At 72.7% G+C, this 18617-nt stretch carries 18 protein-coding genes; 5 read left to right on the forward strand and 13 right to left on the reverse strand.

What is annotated here, in order from left to right; translation table 11 throughout:
• Positions 1-56: 56 nt before the first annotated feature.
• On the reverse strand, positions 57-440 hold the full coding sequence (locus ACGFMM_RS26210) for a PPOX class F420-dependent oxidoreductase (RefSeq protein ID WP_393648962.1): 384 nt from the start codon (positions 438-440) through the stop codon (positions 57-59).
• Positions 441-445: 5 nt separating this feature from the next.
• The gene (locus tag ACGFMM_RS26215; protein ID WP_393648883.1) at positions 446-697 is read right to left on the reverse strand and encodes a helix-turn-helix domain-containing protein; all 252 of its coding nucleotides are present in this window, start codon (positions 695-697) and stop codon (positions 446-448) included.
• Between the two features lie 33 nt (positions 698-730).
• Between ACGFMM_RS26215 and map the strand changes: the two genes are divergently transcribed.
• A complete protein-coding gene (map, locus tag ACGFMM_RS26220; protein WP_393648884.1) occupies positions 731-1498 on the forward strand; it encodes a type I methionyl aminopeptidase in 768 nt (255 codons plus the stop codon).
• Between the two features lie 41 nt (positions 1499-1539).
• On the opposite strand, the gene ggt is transcribed toward map, so the two are convergent.
• A complete protein-coding gene (gene ggt, locus ACGFMM_RS26225) occupies positions 1540-3336 on the reverse strand; it encodes a gamma-glutamyltransferase (protein ID WP_393648885.1) in 1797 nt (598 codons plus the stop codon).
• 138 nt (positions 3337-3474) lie between these two features.
• Between ggt and ACGFMM_RS26230 the strand changes: the two genes are divergently transcribed.
• Positions 3475-4206: a hypothetical protein gene (locus ACGFMM_RS26230; RefSeq protein ID WP_393648886.1), complete on the forward strand. Its 732-nt coding sequence runs from the start codon at positions 3475-3477 to the stop codon at positions 4204-4206.
• On the opposite strand, the gene ACGFMM_RS26235 is transcribed toward ACGFMM_RS26230, so the two are convergent.
• Positions 4160-5455, reverse strand: coding sequence for a cytochrome P450 (locus ACGFMM_RS26235; protein ID WP_393648887.1), 1296 nt, complete (start codon positions 5453-5455; stop codon positions 4160-4162). The genes ACGFMM_RS26230 and ACGFMM_RS26235 overlap by 47 nt on opposite strands.
• A gap of 157 nt (positions 5456-5612) precedes the next feature.
• Here ACGFMM_RS26235 and ACGFMM_RS26240 point away from each other — a divergent pair, with 157 nt between their 5' ends.
• Together ACGFMM_RS26240 and ACGFMM_RS26245 are read left to right on the forward strand one after the other, a co-directional pair.
• On the forward strand, positions 5613-6779 hold the full coding sequence (locus ACGFMM_RS26240) for a hypothetical protein (RefSeq protein WP_393648888.1): 1167 nt from the start codon (positions 5613-5615) through the stop codon (positions 6777-6779).
• Between the two features lie 140 nt (positions 6780-6919).
• On the forward strand, positions 6920-8473 hold the full coding sequence (locus ACGFMM_RS26245) for an alpha/beta fold hydrolase (RefSeq protein WP_393648889.1): 1554 nt from the start codon (positions 6920-6922) through the stop codon (positions 8471-8473).
• Positions 8474-8784: 311 nt separating this feature from the next.
• Here the strand turns inward: ACGFMM_RS26245 and ACGFMM_RS26250 are convergent, their stop codons facing one another.
• The 4 genes from ACGFMM_RS26250 to ACGFMM_RS26265 form a co-directional block, all read right to left on the reverse strand.
• On the reverse strand, positions 8785-9225 hold the full coding sequence (locus tag ACGFMM_RS26250; protein ID WP_393648890.1) for a DUF6278 family protein: 441 nt from the start codon (positions 9223-9225) through the stop codon (positions 8785-8787).
• A 79-nt stretch (positions 9226-9304) separates the two neighbouring features.
• The gene (locus ACGFMM_RS26255) at positions 9305-10084 is read right to left on the reverse strand and encodes an exodeoxyribonuclease III (protein ID WP_393648891.1); all 780 of its coding nucleotides are present in this window, start codon (positions 10082-10084) and stop codon (positions 9305-9307) included.
• A 48-nt stretch (positions 10085-10132) separates the two neighbouring features.
• Entirely contained in the window at positions 10133-10765 is a 633-nt protein-coding gene (locus tag ACGFMM_RS26260; protein WP_393648892.1) for an MBL fold metallo-hydrolase, read from the reverse strand.
• 54 nt (positions 10766-10819) lie between these two features.
• Positions 10820-12475 carry an alpha/beta fold hydrolase gene (locus tag ACGFMM_RS26265; RefSeq protein ID WP_393648893.1) on the reverse strand — a complete coding sequence of 552 codons (1656 nt, stop codon included), beginning with the start codon at positions 12473-12475 and terminating at the stop codon, positions 10820-10822.
• A gap of 203 nt (positions 12476-12678) precedes the next feature.
• Between ACGFMM_RS26265 and ACGFMM_RS26270 the strand changes: the two genes are divergently transcribed.
• Positions 12679-13923, forward strand: coding sequence for an NAD(P)/FAD-dependent oxidoreductase (locus ACGFMM_RS26270; protein ID WP_393648894.1), 1245 nt, complete (start codon positions 12679-12681; stop codon positions 13921-13923).
• A 24-nt stretch (positions 13924-13947) separates the two neighbouring features.
• Here ACGFMM_RS26270 and ACGFMM_RS26275 read toward each other — a convergent pair whose 3' ends face one another.
• From ACGFMM_RS26275 to ACGFMM_RS26295, 5 genes are read right to left on the reverse strand one after another with little or no spacing between them, the layout of a single operon-like run.
• On the reverse strand, positions 13948-14523 hold the full coding sequence (locus ACGFMM_RS26275; RefSeq protein WP_393648963.1) for a hypothetical protein: 576 nt from the start codon (positions 14521-14523) through the stop codon (positions 13948-13950).
• Positions 14524-14525: 2 nt separating this feature from the next.
• Entirely contained in the window at positions 14526-15698 is a 1173-nt protein-coding gene (locus ACGFMM_RS26280; protein ID WP_393648895.1) for an ROK family glucokinase, read from the reverse strand.
• Positions 15699-15731: 33 nt separating this feature from the next.
• Positions 15732-16538, reverse strand: a complete 807-nt coding sequence (locus tag ACGFMM_RS26285; RefSeq protein WP_393648896.1) for an ATP-binding cassette domain-containing protein — start codon at positions 16536-16538, stop codon at positions 15732-15734.
• Positions 16535-17587, reverse strand: a complete 1053-nt coding sequence (locus ACGFMM_RS26290; RefSeq protein ID WP_393648897.1) for an ABC transporter permease — start codon at positions 17585-17587, stop codon at positions 16535-16537. Before ACGFMM_RS26290 ends, ACGFMM_RS26285 begins: the two co-directional genes overlap by 4 nt.
• Positions 17584-18570, reverse strand: coding sequence for a sugar ABC transporter substrate-binding protein (locus ACGFMM_RS26295; RefSeq protein WP_393648964.1), 987 nt, complete (start codon positions 18568-18570; stop codon positions 17584-17586). Before ACGFMM_RS26295 ends, ACGFMM_RS26290 begins: the two co-directional genes overlap by 4 nt.
• Between the last annotated feature and the right edge of the window lie 47 nt (positions 18571-18617).

Here is an 18617-nt window from a genome sequence, read left to right on the forward strand (position 1 = left end):
ACGGAGTGTTTTCGTGTCGGCGCGCAGAAGCTCACAGCCCCGGAAACACGCGGGTTTCAGAACCTCACGGCGATGCCGGTGTGCGGGCGCTTGCCGAGCCGGGCGATCGTGGCGGGCCAGTCGACGAACCAGTACTGCCAGGTGTACTTGCGCGCGAGCAGCTTCCGTACGCCCTTGAGGCCCGCGGCGTCGAGCAGCCGTCCGGTGCCCTCCAGCGTCAGGGCCCCCTCGGCGATCCCCCCGCGCACGTCGCAGGGGGTGACCAGGACCCTCGGATCACGCCGGAGGCGCTTGACCTTCCAGGAGTCGGATCTGGTCCAGACGTACAGCTCCTCCCCGTCGACGGCGAACCACACGGGCGTGGCCACCGGCGAACCGTCCTTGCGGAACGTGGTGAGGCTGACGTAGCGGGCCCGCCGCAGCTCCTCCGGCAGCCGCAGCGCGTTCACGCGAGCTCCAGCGAGGCCAGGACGGCGAGCTCGTCCAGGGACAGTTCGAGGGCGCCCGCCAGCGCCGCCACCGTGAAGAAGGCGGGGGTCGGGGCCCGGCCGGTCTCGATCTTGCGGAGGGTCTCGGCCGACAGGCCGGCCGCGGCCGCGATCTCGACCATCGAGCGGTCGCCGCGGGCGGCGCGGAGGAGGGCGCCGAGGCGTTCGCCGCGCTCGCGCTCTTCGGGGGTGAGGGGTGTGCGCACCATGCGGACCATTCTAATACCGGTATAGTAATTGGCATGATCGAGATCAAGACGGATGCGTCGCTGCGGGCGATGCGGGAGGCGGGCCGGGTCGTCGCCCGTGCGCTGGCGGCCGTGCGGAAGCAGGCGGCGCCCGGCGTGACGCCGCGCGAACTGGACCTGACGGCACGGGCCGTACTGGCGGAGGCGGGCGCAGGCTCGCCGTTCCTGGACTACCGGCCGAGCTGGGCGCCGGTGCCGTTCCCGGCGGTGCTGTGCGTGTCGGTGAACGACGCGATCGTGCACGGCATCCCGGACGGGCGGCCGCTGGCCGACGGCGACCTGGTCAGCGTGGACTGCGGGGCGCTCCTGGCCGGCTGGGCCGGCGACGCGGCCACGAGCTTCACGGTCGGCCGGCCCCGGCCCGAGGACACCCGGCTGGTCGACACGGCGCACGAGGCCCTGGAGGCGGGCATCGCGGCGGCGCGGGTCGGCAACCGCATCGGCGACATCGCGCACGCGATCGGCCGGGTCTGCCGCGCCGCGGGCTACGGCGTCCCGGACGGCTTCGGCGGCCACGGCGTGGGCCGCACCATGCACGAGGACCCGGGCGTCCCCAACGAGGGACGCCCGGGCCGTGGCGTGCGCCTGCGGCACGGCATGGTCCTGGCGCTCGAACCGATGCTCGTCGCCGGCGGCACGGACGACTACTTCACCGACCGCGACGGCTGGACCATCCGCACCCTGGACGGCAGCCGCGCCGCCCACACCGAGCACACCGTCGCCGTCACCGACGACGGTCCGCGCATCCTCACCGCCCTGTAGGCGGGCCCGGCCCTGTACGCGGGCCCGCCCCCGGACGGGCCCTACCCCGCCGGGCGGACGACCATCGCCGAACCGCCGCCGCGGCGCACCGTCTCCGCGGCCGCGAGCCAGCGGCCGTCCGGCAGGCGCTGCACCCCGGTCGCGGCACCGATCTCCGGGTTCTGCCGGAACCCGTGCCCGCGCGCCTCCAGTTCGGCGCGCAACGGGCTGTTCCACAGGGCCGGTTCGAGCTCGGTGGTGGCCTGGTTGCGCTGGCTGGCGCGCGGCGCGGCGATGGCGTCGACCAGCGGCAGCCCGCGGTCGACGACGCCGGTCAGCGTCTGCAGCACCGTCGTGATGATGGTCGCGCCGCCCGGCGAGCCGAGCGCGAGCACGGGCCGGTCATGGGCGTCGAGCACGATCGTCGGCGACATGGACGAGCGCGGCCGCTTGCCCGGCCCGGGCAGGTTCGGGTCGTGGACCGCCGGGTTCGCCGGGGCGAAGGAGAAGTCGGTCAGCTCGTTGTTGAGCAGGAAGCCCCGCCCGGGCACGGTGATCCCGCTGCCGCCGGTCGACTCGATGGTCAGCGTGTAGGCGACGACGTTGCCCCACTTGTCGGCCGTCGTGAGGTGCGTGGTGTTCTCGCCCTCGTACGTGGTGGGGGCCGCCGCCCCCGTCGTCGCGCAGGGCGCAGGGTTCCGCGGGTCGCCCGGCGCGAGCGGGCTGGTGAGCGCGACGTCGTCACGGATCAGGCAGGCCCGGGAGTCGGCGTACCGCTGCGACAGCAGCTCCCGCACCGGCACGTCCTCGAACGCCGGGTCGCCGACCCACCGCCCGCGGTCCGCGAACGCGATCCGGCTGGCCTCGACGAACCTGTGCAGGTAGTCCGCCTGCGTGGCCTTCGCGAGGTCGGCGCCCTCCAGGATGTTCAGCGCCTCGCCGACGGTGGTGCCGCCGGAGGACACCGGACCCATGCCGTACACGTCGAGTCCCCGGTACTCGGCCTTCGTCGGCCGCCGCCGCTCGGTCGCGTACCGCGCGAGGTCCCGCTCGGTCAGGTCGCCGGAGCGGACCTTGCGCGTGGCCCCCTCCCGCACCGGCGGCTGCCGCACCGTGTCCACGAGGTCGCGGGCCAGCGGGCCGCGGTAGAGCGCGCCGACGCCCTCGCTGCGGAGCGTCCGGTACGTCCGGGCGAGGTCGGGGTTCTTGAACACCGAGCCGACGAGGGGCAGTTGGCCGCCGGGCAGGAACAGCTCGGAGGAGGCCGGGAAGTCCCGGAAGCGCGCCTCGTTGGCGGCGGTCTGCGCGCGGAAGGTCGCGTCGACGGTGAAGCCGTCCCGGGCGAGCAGCTCCGCCGGTTCGAGCAGCCGGGACAGCGGCTTGCTGCCCCAGGCGTCCAGGGCGGTCTTCCAGGTGGCCGGGGTGCCGGGAGCGCCCACGCTCCGGCCGCTGGTCATGGCCTCCTCGAACGGGATCGGTGCGCCGTTCTCCAGGAAGAGCGAGGAGTCGGCGGAGGCGGGCGCGGTCTCGCGCCCGTCGACCGTGTGCACCCTGCGCGTCTTCGCGTCGTAGTACACGAGGAAGCCGCCGCCCCCGATGCCCGCGGAGTACGGCTCGGTGACGCCGAGCGCCGCGGCCACCGCGACCGCCGCGTCCACGGCGTTGCCGCCCTTGCGCAGCACCTCGATGCCGGCCGCCGAGGCGTCCGCGTCCACACTGGCGACCGCTCCCCCGTACCCGGCGGCGACGGGGACCTTCGCCGGGGCCGCGGGGCCCGTCGGCGGCGCGGCCGCGCCGACCGACAGGACCGTGCCGACGGCGGCGAGTACCGAGACATACCGTGCTGTGGAGCGACGCATCCGTACCTCCAGTCAACAACCGTCCGCGCAGCGTAACTTCCCCCGAGGCCGCCGTCAGGACCGCGATGTCGTGCGCCTCGTACGCGCCCCGTCCGGGCCCTCGAACACACGCGCGTTCCCCCGCTAGCATCGCCACCCATGAACGAAGACCTGCGCAATGTCGTGCTCGGCGTGCTGGCCACCGGGGTCAGCGGCACCTTGGGCTGGCTGGTCCGCAGCCATCTCTGGCGTCGCAAACTCCGCCGCAAACAGGCCTTCTTCGGGCTGCCGCACGGCTCGGACTGCATGCTCGTGGTGAACCGCGAGGCGGGCAGGGAGGGAGCGGTGCACCGTGTCGACGTGTTCGCACTGCTGGAGCTGTCCGCGCTCATCAAGGACTGCGGAGCGCACGCCCAGATCGTTCAGCACGACCTCGCCCATCAGGGCTTCGGCGACCGCACCGAGTTCTGCCTGGGCGGTCCGGGGTCCAACCAGCGCATGGCCGCGCATCTGGCCTCGCTGCTGCCGGGTGTGCGCGTGAACGCCGAGCGGGAACCTCGCGAGGAGCGCAGCAGGTTCGACATCGGGACCGAGCAGTACCCCATGGAAGCGGGATCGGTCGAGTACGTGATCCTGGCCCGGCTGACCGCAGGGGAGGGCGGCCGTCCGGTGTTCCTGTTCTGCGGACAGCGGGCGATCGACAACCAGGCGGCGACCCGGTACCTGGCCCGGCACCACGAGAAGCTGGCCCGCAAGCACGGCGCGAACGGCTCGTTCGTACTGCTCCTGAAGGTCGTCAACTCGGAGGCGTACGGCCCCGACGTCGTCGAGCTGGTCGCCGACGTCACCCGCGAGGCGCGGACGGCTCCAGTCGCAGTGGCAGCGACTTGATCCCGTTGATGAAGTTGGAGACCAGCCGCCGGGGCGCCCCCGCGGGCACGAGCCCGGGGAGCGCCGCGCGCGTCTCCTCGTAGAGCACCCGCAGTTGGAGCCGGGCGAAGTGCGCGCCGAGGCAGACGTGCGGGCCGTCGCCGAAGGAGACGTGCGGGTTGGGCGTGCGGCCGAGGTCGAGCCGGTGCGGGTCCGCGAAGGCGCGCTCGTCGTAGTTGGCGGAGGCGTGGAAGACGACGACCTTCTGCCCGGCGGCGACGGCCACGCCCCCGAGCCGGGTGTCGCGGTGCGCGGTGCGGCGGAAGGACAGGACGGGCGGGTGCCAGCGGAGCAGCTCCTCCACGGCGGTGTCCATGCCCACCCGGCCGTCCCACAACCGCCGTTGTTCTTCCGGGTGTTCGGCGAGGGCGAGCAGGCCGCCGGGGGCGGCGCTGCGGACGGTGTCGTTGCCGGCGACCGTCAGCAGGAAGAAGAACATCTCCAGCTCGGCGTCCTGGAGCGGGGACTGCGCGAGCACGGTCATGATGTCGTCGGCCGGGTGCGCGCGCTTGTGGGCGGCGAGCTCCTGCGCGTACGCGAACATCTCGGCCAGCATCGCGGGTGACCGCGGGTTGACCGGACGGCCCTCGGCGTCGAGGACCGGGGGCTCGTCGGGGTCCTGGTAGGCGATGACCCGCTCGGTCCAGGTGTGCAGCAGTCCGCGGTCGCTGGCCGGGACGCCGAGCAGGTCGGTGAGGTTGAGCAGCGCGTAGTCGTCGGTGACGGCCCGCACGAGGTCGACCTCGGGGCCGGACGCGCGGGCCGCCGCGAGGAGTTCCCCGGCCCGGCTCCGCGCCGTCGCCTCGAAGCGTTCGATCCGGCCGCGCGTGAAGGCGCGACTGACGAGCCGGCGCAACCGGCCGTGATCATTGGGGTCTCCCCTGCTCGAACGAAGTCGAGAGCTTGGGGAAGGGTCCTGATTGAGCATCATGCGGCGGATGAACGGCAGATCGGCCGGGTCGGGGTCGCGGATCTGGGTCGCCCCGAGGTGCGAGGAGTACGCGTCGGCGTCCTTGAGGACGCGCACGACGTCGGCGTGCCGGGTCACGGCGAGGAACCCGGGCCCGGCGGGCCAGCCGAGGACCTCGTACTCCTCCTGGCGGGCGACCGGCCAACGGTCGCGCAGGGCGCGGAACCGGTCGTGCGGGATCCCGGCGGCGTAGATCCGCGGGTCGAATACGTCGGGCAGGGGCTCGCTGGTGTTCTCCACGTCCCGCTCCGCCTCGGCGACAAGGGTGAAAGCATGTCCATCATGACAGGTCAGCGGCGTTTTTCGTAGGACGGAACGCACAGTTCGGGAGCCTTGTCCGGTCCGCCCGCCGACTCCCAGAATCTCCCTCGTGCATCACTCGGAGGACAGGGGGAACATGGGAAAGATCGACCACGAAGCGGTGCTGCGGGCACGGGTGTTCTTGCTGGGGTCCGGCGGGCAGGACCCGCTCGAAGTGCTCCACGCGCACCGGGTTCTGGCTGAGGTGAGCCCGAAGGCGTATCTGCCGAAGCTCGTCGAGTCGCTCGTCTCCATGTGGTTCCGTACCGACCCACAGGTGGCCGCGGCGTTCGCCGCCGAAGCGGTGGAGGCCGCCCGAAGGATCGATTACGACGACGAGGTGCGGGAGCGGTGGCTGTTCCGCGCCCTCAACGCCCACCAGAAGGCCCTGTTCGACCTCGGCCGCCGCGAGGAAGGGCGTGCGGCAGCCGAGGAGTTGGCACGGATCGGGGACGGCAGGCGGCTGGGGATCGCCTTGGCCGAGGAGGGACGGTTCCGGGAGGCCGCGGAACTCGAGGAGACGGCGGTCCGCGACGGAATGCCGGTGGTCCGTTCCACGAACATGCTCGCCTGGGCGGCGAACCTGGACGCCGCCGGCCTGCACGAGAAGGCGCTGGGCGTCTTCGGCGAACTGGTGGACGAGACCCGGCGCGAGACCGCCGAGCAGCACTCGGCGCCGGCCGTCCTCGTCTGTGAGCTGGTGCATCTCTCGCGGATGTGCGAGTCCGCCGGGCGACGGGCGGAAGCCGTGGCGGCCCGACGGGAGGCCCTGAAGGTCCTGGAGGAGCAGGCGACCACGGACGAGCCGAAGGGCTGGGGCGAACTCCAGGACCGGTGGGCCACTCTCTTCCTCCTGTGGGGGCGGGCGGACGAACCCGCCCCGACCGCGACGGCGCCGCTGCCGCCCTTCGGCCGCACCTTCGGGTGGTGGTCACGCGACGCCCACGACGCCTACCTCGACGCCCTTCCACGGCTGGAGGAGGAAGCGGCGCTGCTGCGCGAGTCGGGTCGGCTGCCCGAACTCGTGGACATCCGGCGCAGGATCAGCTGCCGCCTGGTGCGCCGCGACGCATTCAGCGGGTTCGTGGAGCAGCTGCGGCCGCACTTCGACGAGGGCGTGGCCCTGTCCCGCCGCCTCACCGGCGATCCCGGGCGGCTCGCCCGGGCCCTGACCGACAGGTCGATGTTCCGTCTCGCCGCCGGCGCCCGCGAGGCCGCCCGCGCCGATCTCGCCGAGGCCGACGCTCTGCTCGACGCCCGGTAGCCCCCGCCGGAGCGGGGGGGGTGGGCCGCCTTTCCGCCAATCGTTACCCACGCGTAACTTACCGATCAGTTACCTCCGGTAAGCCTTCGCCCTTACCGTCGGGTCACTTCACTGTTCCCCACCCCAGTGAGGAGTGACCCGTGCGCCGCACACCCCTGTCCCTCGCCGTCTCGGCGGCCCTCGTCGCCGGGACGGCCCTCGGGCTCGCCCCCACCGCCCACGCGGACTCCGCCCCCTCCGTCCGCTTCGTCGACATCGCCGGGGACGGCGGCACCGTACTCAAGGCCAATGTCGTCACCCCGGCGGGCGCCCACTCCGGCGCCCGCTACCCGGTGATCGTGCTCCCCACCAGCTGGGCCATGCCCCAGATCGAGTACCTCGCCCAGGCGCGGAAGCTCGCCGACTCCGGCTACGTCGTGGTCGGTTACAACTCGCGCGGCTTCTGGCAGTCCGGCGGCGAGATCGAGACCGCCGGACCGAAGGACATCGCGGACGCCTCCCTGGTCATCGACTGGGCCCTGGCGAACACGCCCGCCGACCCCGCGAAGGTGGGCATGGCCGGCGTCTCGTACGGGGCGGGGATCAGCCTGCTCACGGCCGCGCACGACAAGCGGGTCAGGGCCGTCGCCGCCCTCAGCGGCTGGGCCGACCTCATCGACTCCATCTACAGCGGCCGCACCCAGCACCTCCAGGCCGCCGCCCTGCTCGGCGGCGCGGGCTACCTCACCGGCCGACCCGGCCCCGAACTCCGGCAGACCCTCGAGGACTTCCTCTCGTCCGACCTCGACAAGGAGGACGAGATGATCGCCTGGGGCCGCAAGCGCTCCGCGGCCACCCATATCGACGCGATCAACGCCAACCGCCCCGCCGTCATGCTGGCCAACGCCTGGGGCGACAGCATCTTCCCGCCCAACCAGTTCGCGAGCTTCTACGAGAAGCTGACCGGCCCCAAGCGCCTGGAGTTCCGGCCCGGCGACCACGCCACCGCCGAGGCCACCGGCCTACTCGGACTGCCCAACGACACCTGGACCAGCGCCCACCGCTGGTTCGACCACCACCTCAAGGGCGTCGACAACGGCATCGACCGCGAGCAGCCCGTCCGACTGAAGCCGCGCTCCGACGCCGGGTACGAGGGCTACCCGGACTGGAAGTCCGTCCACGCGAACCAGCGGAAGTTCGCCCTCGGCGACTCCGAACACCTTTGGGCGAACGTCGACTCGGGCGCCAACGGCGGCGTGATCATGCTCTCCAACCTGCTCGACCAGTTCTTCCAGGCCCCGCCGACCGCCTCGATCCCGCTGCTCCCCCGCTCCTTCGCGGCGGTGTGGCAGTCGGAGCGGTCCGACGCCGCCCAGCGGGTCCGCGGCACCGCGCGGCTGCACACCACGGTCACCCCGACCAAGGAGAGCGGCACCTTCGTGGCGTACCTGTACGACGTGGGCCCGCTCGGCATCGGCAAGCTGGTCACCCACGCCCCGTACACCTTCCACGGCAGGACCCCGGGCGCGGCGTTCTCCGTGGACCTCGACCTGTTCTCCACCGCGTACGACGTGCCGGCCGGGCACCGGCTCGCGCTGGTCGTGGACACCGTCGACGCGCTCTACATCGAGCACAACCCGGCCGGCGCGCAGCTGACCTTCTCCTCCCCGCGGTCCGACCCGTCGTACGTGTCGGTCCCGCTGCGGGAGCAGTGATCACCGGCTGGCGCCGGACGGGCCGGGCTCCTCACTGATGCTTGGGCGTAGCGAAGGCCCGGTGCCACGGCGGGTGACCGGTCCGGGGAGGTCGTACAGGGCGGTGGCGGCGGTCAGTTCGATCAACGGATCGACGGCCATACGCTGCCCCACCCCCTATCCCGCGTTTTCGCGTGTTCCACGCTGTCGAGTCAGCGCAAACTATCCACAGCACAACGGGACTTAAGGGGCGACACGCATAAAAGGGGCATAAGCCGTATTTACTGCAATGGAGTGGTGCGCGGGCGGGAGGACGGGAGGGCTCCGGGGGCTCAGCCCTCGGCGGCCTCCGCGTACCGCTGCGACAGCTCCGGCGAGCCGGTCATCGCCCAGTCCAGGCCCGCGTCCACCACGTCGATCTCCCGCCCCGAGGCGAGCCGCACCACCGGCCGCCCGCCCGGCCACACGCCCCAGGCCGCGCCCGGCACGGTCCGCACGATCACCGTGCCGAGGTACAGACCGGCGTCGTTGCCGATCCAGGGCAGCTCCTCCGGATCGTCGCGCCAGCGCGGCGGCAGCTGGTCCATCAGCTCCAGGGAGCGCGGCGAGTCGTCGAGTTCCACCCCGGCCTGGGCCACGCGGGCCCGCAGGAGCTCGCACTCGGCGAAGAGTTCCGCGACCCCGTCGGGATCGCGGGCGAATGCGGAGGCGAGCGAGTCGTCCCGCTCCTCTCCGTGCCGTCGGCGCCAGGCGTCAAGGAAGGGGATCCGCATCGTTCCAGCCTCGCACCCGGGGGCCGCGCGCACCACAGGGCGCGCGGGCCCCGGCCCGAGCGGAACGATCAAGCTCGGCTCAGACCTCGAGGTCGACGACGACCGGGGCGTGGTCGGAGGCACCCTTGCCCTTGCGCTCCTCGCGGTCGACGTAGCCGTCCTTCACCGCGTCCGCGAAGGCCCGGTTGCCGTACACCAGGTCGATGCGCATGCCCCGGTTCTTGGGGAAGCAGAGCTGGCGGTAGTCCCAGTACGTGAACGGGTGGTCGTACTTGAGCGGGCGCGGGACCACGTCGTTCAGCCCCGCCTCGCGCAGTCCGGCGAGCGCGGCCCGCTCGGGCTCGGTGACATGCGTGGCACCCTCGAACTGGGCGATGTCCCAGACGTCGTCGTCGGTCGGGGCGATGTTGTAGTCGCCCAGCACCGCGAAGGGACGGTCGCCCGCCGCGTCCTCGGCGACCGCGGCCTTCAGCGCCTCCAGCCAGCGGAGCTTGTACGCGTAGTGGTCGTGGGCGACCTCGCGGCCGTTCGGCACGTACACCGACCAGACCCGCACCGGGCCGCAGGTCGCGGAGATAGCCCTCGGCTCCTGCACGCCCTCGTACTCCGGTCCGCCGGGCAGGCCGGTGACGACGTCCTCGAAGCCCACCTTGGACAGCAGCGCGACGCCGTTCCACCGGCCGGTGGCGTTGACCACCGACTCGTAGCCGAGCTCGCGCAGCTCGTCGGCGGGGAACTGCTCGGCGGTGCACTTGGTCTCCTGGATGCACAGCACGTCCGTGCCGGAGCTCTCCAGCCAGGCGAGCAGCCGGGGCAGACGGGCGGTGATCGAGTTGACGTTCCAGGTGGCGATGCGCATGGGCGCAAGCCTAACCGCGGGGTGTGACAGTCAGGCGGCAGTCACAGCTCACAGCTCGGCGGACTCCCCCGGCGCCAGCCGCCCGTGCTCGGCCCCGCCGAGCGCGCCGATCTGGTTGTCGTAGATCGGCCGGGCGAGATCGGTGAGCAGGGCGTCGTGCACGTCGAAGGCGCGGCGCGGCTTCAGCTCCCGTACGTAGTCGATGACCTCGGAGATCTTGCTCCAGGGGGCCATCACCGGCAGCAGCAGCGTGTCCACCGGGTGCTCGGGAACGGTCAGCGCGTCGCCGGGGTGGAAGACCGCGCCGTCGACGAGGTAGCCGACGTTGGTGATCCGCGGGATGTCCGGGTGGATCACCGCGTGCAGCTCGCCGTGCACCTGCACGTCGAAGCCGGCCGCGGCGAACGTGTCGCCGTGGCCGACGGTGTGCACCCGGCCCGGGAAGGCCGCCGCGATCTTGTCGGCGACGCTGCGCAGCGTCCAGATCTCGGCGGCCGGATTCGCCTCCAGGGCGGCCCGCAGCCGGCCCTCGTGGAAGTGGTCCGGGTGCTCGTGGGTGACCAGGACGACGTCCGCGCCGACCCCGGCGTCCTCCTCGCTGAAGACGCCGGGGTCGATGACGAGCGTCCGCCCGTCCTTCTCCAGACGGACGCAGGCGTGCGACTTCTTCGTCAGCTTCACGGGACTCCACCTCACGGCGACGCGGTCGGGCCTCGGTCAAGATCGGCCCACAGCCTACGCCCGGGGCGTGGTCTCCTCCCGGACGACGTCCTTCATGACGCGCAGGGCCGCGTTGGCGGCGGGCAGCCCGCAGTAGACCGCGGTGTGGATCAGGATCTCCTTCAGCTCCTCGGGCGTCAGGCCGTTGCGCAGCGCGGCCCGGGTGTGTCCGGCGAGTTCGTCGAGGTGGCCGCCGGCGATCAGGGCGGTGAGGGTGACGGTGCTGCGGGTGCGGCGGTCCAGGCCCTCGCGGGACCACACCTCGCCCCAGGCGTAGCGGGTCACCAGGTCCTGGAAGTCGGCGGCGAAGGCGGCGCCTTCGTCGAGGACCCGGTCGACTTGCGCGTCGCCCAGCACCTCGCGGCGCAGCTTGAGCCCGGTGTCGTACGGGTCCGGGCGCACCGGCCCGGAGGCGTCGGCGGCGGCCGGGACGGCGGGCGCGGTCTCTCCGGGGGCGGCCGGCGCGGCGACCGGGACGGCGGGCGCCGGCGCGGGGACGGGCACGGGCACGGGGGCGAGGGTGTCGAGGGACATGCCGGCGAAGTGCTGGACCAGCAGGTCGGTGACGGCGGCGGGCTGTTCGACCGGGGCCAGGTGGGAGGCGCCGGGCACCACGGCGAGCCGGGCGTCGGCGATCCCGGCGACCAGGGTGCGGGCCTCCGCGGGGCCGGTGACCTGGTCGTCGGAGCCGACGAGCACGAGCGCGGGGACGCCGACACGGCCGAGGGCCTCGCGGACGTCGAAGGCCGCGAGGGCCTCGCAGGCGGCGATGTAACACGCGGTGTCTGTGGTGCGCACCATCTGCACGGCCCATTCGACGATGGCCGGCTGGGCCCCGGCGAAGCCGGGCGTGAACCACTGCTCGGGCGCGGACCGGGCCATCGGGTCGAGACCGTGGGTCCGCACGATCACGCCGCGCTGCCGGAACTCGTCGGCGGTGCCGAACCGGGGCGAGGCGGAGACCAGGGCCAGCGAGGCGACCCGGTGCGGGGCGCGCAGCGCGAGGTCGAGGCCGATGGCGCCGCCGATGGAGCAGCCCGCGTAGCCGAAGCGCTGGACGCCCAGCTCGTCCAGGGTGGCCAGCAGCCCGTCGCCGAGCTCGGCGACGGAGGAGGCGGGGACGGCGGGCGCGCCGCCGTGCCCGGGGAGGTCGAACCGGACGATCCGCCACTGTCCGGAGAGCTCGGGGATCTGCCGGTCCCACATGTGCCAGGTGGTGCCGAGGGAGGGCCCGAGCACGAGGACGGGGGCGTCCTCGGGGCCCTCGATGCGGTACTGCAGGGACTGCGGGCCGGACTGGGGGGCGTCGGTGGCGGGCCCGGCGTCAGGGGCCGGAACGTGCATGGCGTCGGGGGCGGGCCCGGCGTCCGCGGCCGGTACGTGCATGGCGTCGGCGGCCGGCGCGATTACCGCGTCCGGCGCCGGCAGGGACTCGGGTGCGTGCACCGCCTCCGGGGCGTACAGGGCTTCGGGAGCGTGCACGGCGTCCGGGGCGTACAGGGCTTCGGGGGCCTGGGCGAAGCCGGGTGCGTGGGCCGTGTCGGGTACGAACACGGCGCCGGTCGCCTGCGCGGCGGCCGCCGGCGGCGGGGCGCCGGGGGCCTGGGGGGCTGTGGGCTGCTCGGGCGTGGCCGGGTCGGGCGTAGGGGGCGTCTGCGTCGTCTCACTCACTCGCTCCAATGTAGTGAGCGGAATGGGTGCGTCCGGCCATGGGGTCGGCCCGCGGCGTGCGGGCGGAGTGCGGGACGGAGTGCGCCGACAAGAAGCGGGCGGGCGATCGGTCTAGCGTGGAAGCGACACCCCGACAGCGATGACAGACGTCCCGCCCGGCCGGTGGCGGCACCGGAGGGGCGGGCGATCGGCAGGTGAGGTCCATGACCAGTGCGGCCGGCCCGACGGGCGCCTCAGCCCGCGAACACGACGTGATCGTCATCGGCGCCCGGTGTGCGGGCTCCCCGACCGCCATGCTTCTGGCCCGCCTCGGGCACAAGGTCCTTCTCGTCGACCGGGCGACGTTCCCGAGCGACACGATCTCCACCCACCTGATCCATCCGCCCGGCCTGGCCGCGCTCGACCGCTGGGGGCTGCTGGACCGGGTGATCGCGACGGGGTGTCCCCCCGTCGGCACCTACGCCTTCGACCTCGGGCACTTCGTGATCGCCGGGTCCCCCGCCGGCGACGGGTTCGACGTGTCCTACGCCCCGCGCCGCACGGTCCTGGACAAGATCCTGCTCGACGCCGCCGCGGAGTCGGGAGCCGAGGTGCGGGAGGGCTTCACCGTCGAGGAGATCCTCGTCGACGGCGGCACGGTGACCGGGCTCAAGGGGCACGGCAAGGACGGCGGGACGGTGACCGAACACGCCCGCTTCGTCGTCGGCGCCGACGGGCTGCACTCGTCCGTCGCCCGGGCGGTGGGCGCCGCGGCCTATGCCGAGAAGCCGAAGATCAACGCGTACTACTACGCGTACTGGGCGGGGCTGCCCCTGCACGGGACGTACGAGGCGTACGACCGCGGGGACCGGGCCTTCGCCGCCTGGGAGACCAACGACGGCCTCACCCTGGTGATCGCCGGCTGGCCCATGAGCGATTTCGAGGCCAACCGCGACGACATCGAGGGCAACGTCCACGCCGCCCTGGCCCGTGCGCCGTCGTTCGCCGAGCGGGTCGCGCGGGGCTCCCGGACCGGGCGCTTCGTCGGTACCGCCATCCCGAACCACTTCCGCACGCCCTACGGCCCCGGCTGGGTCCTCGTGGGGGACGCCGGATACCTCAAGGACCCCATCACCGCCCAGGGCATCCAGGACGCCTTCGGCGACGCGGAGCGGTGGACGCGGGTGCTCGACGACGTGCTGGCCGGCCGCCGGTCCCTGGACGAGGCCGGGCGGGCCGCCCAGGAGGAACGGGACGCCAAGGCCATGGGCATCTACGAGTTCACGGCCCAGTTCGCGACGCTGGAACCGCCGCCCCCGGAGATGCAGCAGCTGCTGCTGGCCGTCTCCGAGAGCCGCTCGGCGCAGGACGAGTTCGCGCGCGTGACGGCGGGAGTGACGCCTCCGGAGGAGTTCTTCGGGCACATGCAGGAGCGGATGGAGCAGCAGCGGACGCCGCGCGCCGCATGACCGCCCGCGTGCGTCCCCCGCGGGTCAGGGCGCGGTGGTCGAGACGACGTACACGCGGGGCGCCGCCGGGTCCGTCAGGTCGATGGTGATGTCCTGGTCGGGCCGGGGGTCCGGGCGCTCCACGTAGGTGCTGGTCCAGTCGTGGCCGTCGACGAAGTCCCAGCCGGCGATGGCGGCGTCGCGGTCGCTGATGCCGACCTCGCCGTCGCGCAGGTCGGAGCGGCTGGAGCCGATCGTCTGCAGGAACTCGTCGAGCCGGCCGCCGGTGGTCGTGAACTGCACGTACAGCCGGCTGGACTTCCAGTTGCTGGTCTCGTAGTAGGCGACGTCCACGGCCCCGGTGGGGATCGGGACCTCGAAGATGCGGCGCTTCATCTGGGACGGCCAGCTGTCCCGCAGCCCGTCCGAGGAGGACTCGCGCTCCTTGTCGCGGCCGCTGTCCCGGCTCTGCTCGGCGGAGATCACCAGGTAGCCGGCCGGGACGCCGATGAGCAGCACGATGACGAGCGCGGTGAGGAAGCGCCGGCGCAGCATGCGCCAGCGGCCCTCCGGGGGCCGGGGCTCCTCGTCGCGCGGCGCGGACTGGGGCGGGACGGTCATGGTCATGCGGGGGGTTCCTGGGTGGGGCGGGAGGGGCGGCCGTTGCCGTTGCGCAGGGCCTGGGCGTAGCGCTCGTACCGTTCGTGCCGCTCGACGCGGCGGCGGTTGGCGCGCCGGAAGCGGCGGGCCACGAGCCGGGCGAGGTCGGCGGCGCCGACCATACCGGCATCGGGGCCGAGCTCGGCCTTGGCGATCCGGGCCTCGGGGCGGTAGCCGCGGCCGGTGAGGTGGCGGCGGAAGGCCTCCCGGGCGGGGCCGATGAGCAGGTCGTCGGCGGCGCTGACGCCGCCGCCGATGACGAAGCAGGACGGGTCGAGCGCGGCGGCGAGGTTGGCGATGCCGACGCCGAGCCACTGGCCGATGTCCTGGAGCAGTTCGACGCACATGGCGTCGCCCTCGCGGGCCAGCTCGGTGATCAGCGGGCCGGTGATGTCGGGCACGTTGCCCTTGACCCGCTCGATGATGCCGTGCGCGACCGGGGAGTCGGCGGCGGCCAGTTCGCGGGCCTCGCGGACCAGGGCGTTGCCGGAGCTGTACTGCTCCCAGCAGCCGCGGTTGCCGCAGGGGCAGCGGTGGCCGCCGGGCACGACCTGCATGTGGCCGAACTCTCCGGCGACGCCGTACTTGCCGCGCTTGACCCGGCCGTCCTCCAGGATCGCGCCGCCGATGCCGGTGCCGAGCGTGATCATGACGAGGTGGTCCTCGCCGCGGCCGGCGCCGAAGCGCCATTCGGCCCAGGCGGCGGTGTTGGCGTCGTTGTCGACCATGACGGGGACGGCGAGCCGGTCCTGGAGGGCGTCCCGCAGGGGCTCGTTGCGCCAGGCCAGGTGGGGGGCGAACAGCACCCGGGCGCGGTCGGCGTCGACCCAGCCGGCCGCGCCGATGCCGACGGCGTGCACGTCGTGCCGGTCGGAGAGGTCGAGGACGAGTTCGGTGATGGTGTCCTCGACGACCTTGGCGCTCTTCGACTTGTCGGGCGTCTCGGTCTTGATCTTCTCGAGGATCTCGCCGTCCGCGTCGACGACCCCGGCCATCACCTTGGTGCCGCCGATGTCGATGCCCACGGTGGGTACGCGGGGTGCGCTGAGGTGCGAGCGCCGCTCACGGGTGCCGATGGTCCGCAGGACGCCGGCTCGTGCGGCGCCGCGGAGAGCGGGGTCGCGGTACGTACTCATCGGTTCGATTCTGCCAGGTGCGGTGTCAAGGGGTTATGAGGACGCGGAGCGCTCCAGTTCGTGGCGGAGGTCGTCCAGCTCGCTGCCGCCGGCCATCTGGCGGGTCAGCTCGTCCAGGGTGACGGAGTCGCGGGTGTGGTTCGCGACCATCGCGCCCCGCTTGAGCAGCACGAACCGGTCGCCGACGAGATGGGCGTGGTGCGGGTTGTGGGTGATCAGGACCACTCCGAGCCCGGCGTCGCGGGCCGCGGCCACGTACTTCAGGACGACGCCGGACTGCTTGACGCCGAGCGCGGCCGTGGGCTCGTCGAGGACGAGGACCTTGGCGCCGAAGTGGACGGCGCGGGCGATGGCGACGCACTGCCGCTCGCCGCCGGACAGGGTGCCGATGGGCTGGTCGACGTCGCGCAGGTCGATGCCCATGCGCAGCAGCTCGGCGCGGGTGGTCGCCCGCATCTGCTCGACGTCGAGCCGTTTGAAGGGGCCCTTGCCCTTGGTGGGCTCGGAGCCGAGGAAGAAGTTCCGCCAGACGGGCATCAGCGGGACGACGGCGAGGTCCTGGTAGACGGTGGCGATGCCGCGGTCGAGGGCCTCGCGCGGGTTGGCCAGGGAGACCTCCTCGCCCTCGATCCGGAAGGCGCCGGCGTCGTGCCGGTGCAGTCCGGCGACGATCTTGATGAGGGTGGACTTGCCGGCGCCGTTGTCGCCGAGGACGCAGGTGACGTCCGCGGCGTTCACCTCCAGGGAGACCCCTTCGAGGGCGCGGATGTTGCCGTAGTACTTGCTGACGCCGTCGAGCTCGACGAGCGGCGGCGTGGTCGTGTGCTCCGCCGTGGTCACTTGGTGGCCTCCACCCTCTTGCGGATCCAGGCGTTCAGCAGGGTCGCGAGGAGCAGCATCGCGCCGAGGAAGAACGTGAACCAGTCGGGGTTCCACTCCGCGTACACGATGCCCTTGCTGGTCATGCCGAAGATGAGCGCGCCGACGGCGGAGCCGATCGCGGAGCCGTAGCCGCCGGTGATCAGACAGCCGCCGATGACCGCGGCGATGATGTAGATCAGCTCGTTGCCGACGCCCTCGCCGGACTGCACGACGTCGAACGAGAAGAGCAGGTGCTGGCCGGAGATCCAGGCGCAGAACGCGACGCCCAGATAGAGGCCGATCCTGGTCCGGCTGACGGGCACGCCGACCGCGCGGGCGGCGTCCGCGCCGCCGCCGACGGCGAAGATCCAGTTGCCGAAGCGGGTGCGCAGCAGGATCCAGGTGGCGACGGCGACCAGGCCGAGCCACCACAGGACGGTCACCTTGAGGTCGACGCCGCCGACCGTCAGCGTGGAGGCGAACACGGCCTTGGCGGAGGGGAAACCCTCCATGTCGGCGATGGTCTTGGTGGAGACGGTGCCGGTGATCAGCTTGGTGAGGCCGAGGTTCAGGCCGGTCAGCATCAGGAAGGCGCCGAGCGTGATGATGAAGCTGGGCAGCCTGGTGCGGGTCAGCACGAAGCCGTTGAACGCGCCGACGCCGAGGGTGACGAGGAGCGAGACGCCGACGCCGACCCAGACGTTCGCGGTCATCTGGTAGCTGAACATCGAGGAGACCAGCGCGGAGCTGGTGACCAGGACGCCGGCGGAGAGGTCGAACTCGCCGCCGATCATCAGCAGCGCCACGGGCACGGCCATGATCCCGAGCGTGGAGGCCGCGTACAGGACGGTTCCGAGGCTGGAGGGGCGCAGGAAGCCGTCGGCGACCACGGCGAAGAAGACGAAGACGGCGAGCGCGCCGACCAGCGAGCCGAGTTCCGGGCGGGCGAGCAGCTTCTTCAGCGGCGAGGTGCGCAGCAGCCATTCGTCGACGTGGTCCAGCTCGTCGGCGGGGGCCGTGGCGTTCATCGGGTGCCCCGCTCGGTGTAGTCGAGCAGGGCCGCGGCGTCGTCCTTGCCGACGATCTGGGGGCCGGTGAGCACGGGCCTGCCGCCGCCGAGGACGTCGGCGTTGTAGCGGTACAGCCAGAGCAGGTCGACGGCCTCGTAGCCCTGGAGGTAGGGCTGCTGGTCGACGGCGAAGCCGAGGGTGCCGGACTGCAGGCCGGTGGCGACCTTGGGGTTGAGGTCGAAGGTGTCGATCTCGGCCTTGCTGCCGGCGGTCTTCTTCGCCTGGACGGCGGCGTCGGCGAAGGGCGCGCCGAGGGTGACGACGGCGTCGAGGGCCGGGTCGGCCTGGAGCTTGGCCTCGATGGACGCCTGGACGTCGGGCATGTTGGTGCCGTCGACGTACAGGTTCTGCAGCTCGCCGCCGAAGGTCTTCTTCACGCCGGCGCAGCGCTGCTCGTGACCGACGTTGCCCTGCTCGTGCAGGACGCACAGGGCCTTCTTCTTCGAGCGCCGGTCGAGTTCCTCGCCGACGGCCTCGCCGGCGACGGTCTCGTCCTGGCCGATGTGGGTGAGCGCGCCGTAGGCCCGGGAGACCTCGGAGCCGGAGTTCACGGTGATCACGGGGATGCCGGCCTTGACCGCGCGGTGGACGGCCTCCTTCATGGCGTCCGGCTTGGCGAGGGTGACGATCAGTCCGTCGACCTTCTTGGCGACGTACGAGTCGATCAGCTGGGCCTGCTGCTGGGCCTCGTCGCTGTGCGCGTACAGGAAGTTGATGTTGTCCTTGACCGCGGCCTGCTTGGCCCCGCTCTGGACGATGTCCCAGAAGGTGTCTCCGTCGCCGGAGTGGGTGACCATGGCGAAGGTCCAGCGGGGCGTGTTCACTGCGGCCCGGCCCTGGGCGGCGGCGGCCTTGCGGGCGTCCTCGGCCCGCTTGCCGCCGGTGCTGCTGCAGGCCGTCAGTCCGGCGGCGAGCACCGTCGCCGCCACTATCGCGCCGATGGCGCGTGTCCCTGTACGTGCCCCTGTCCCGGCCTTGGTCACGACGC

The sequence above is a fragment of the Streptomyces sp. NPDC048604 genome, from assembly GCF_043199435.1.
Taxonomy (GTDB): Bacteria; Actinomycetota; Actinomycetes; order Streptomycetales; family Streptomycetaceae; genus Streptomyces.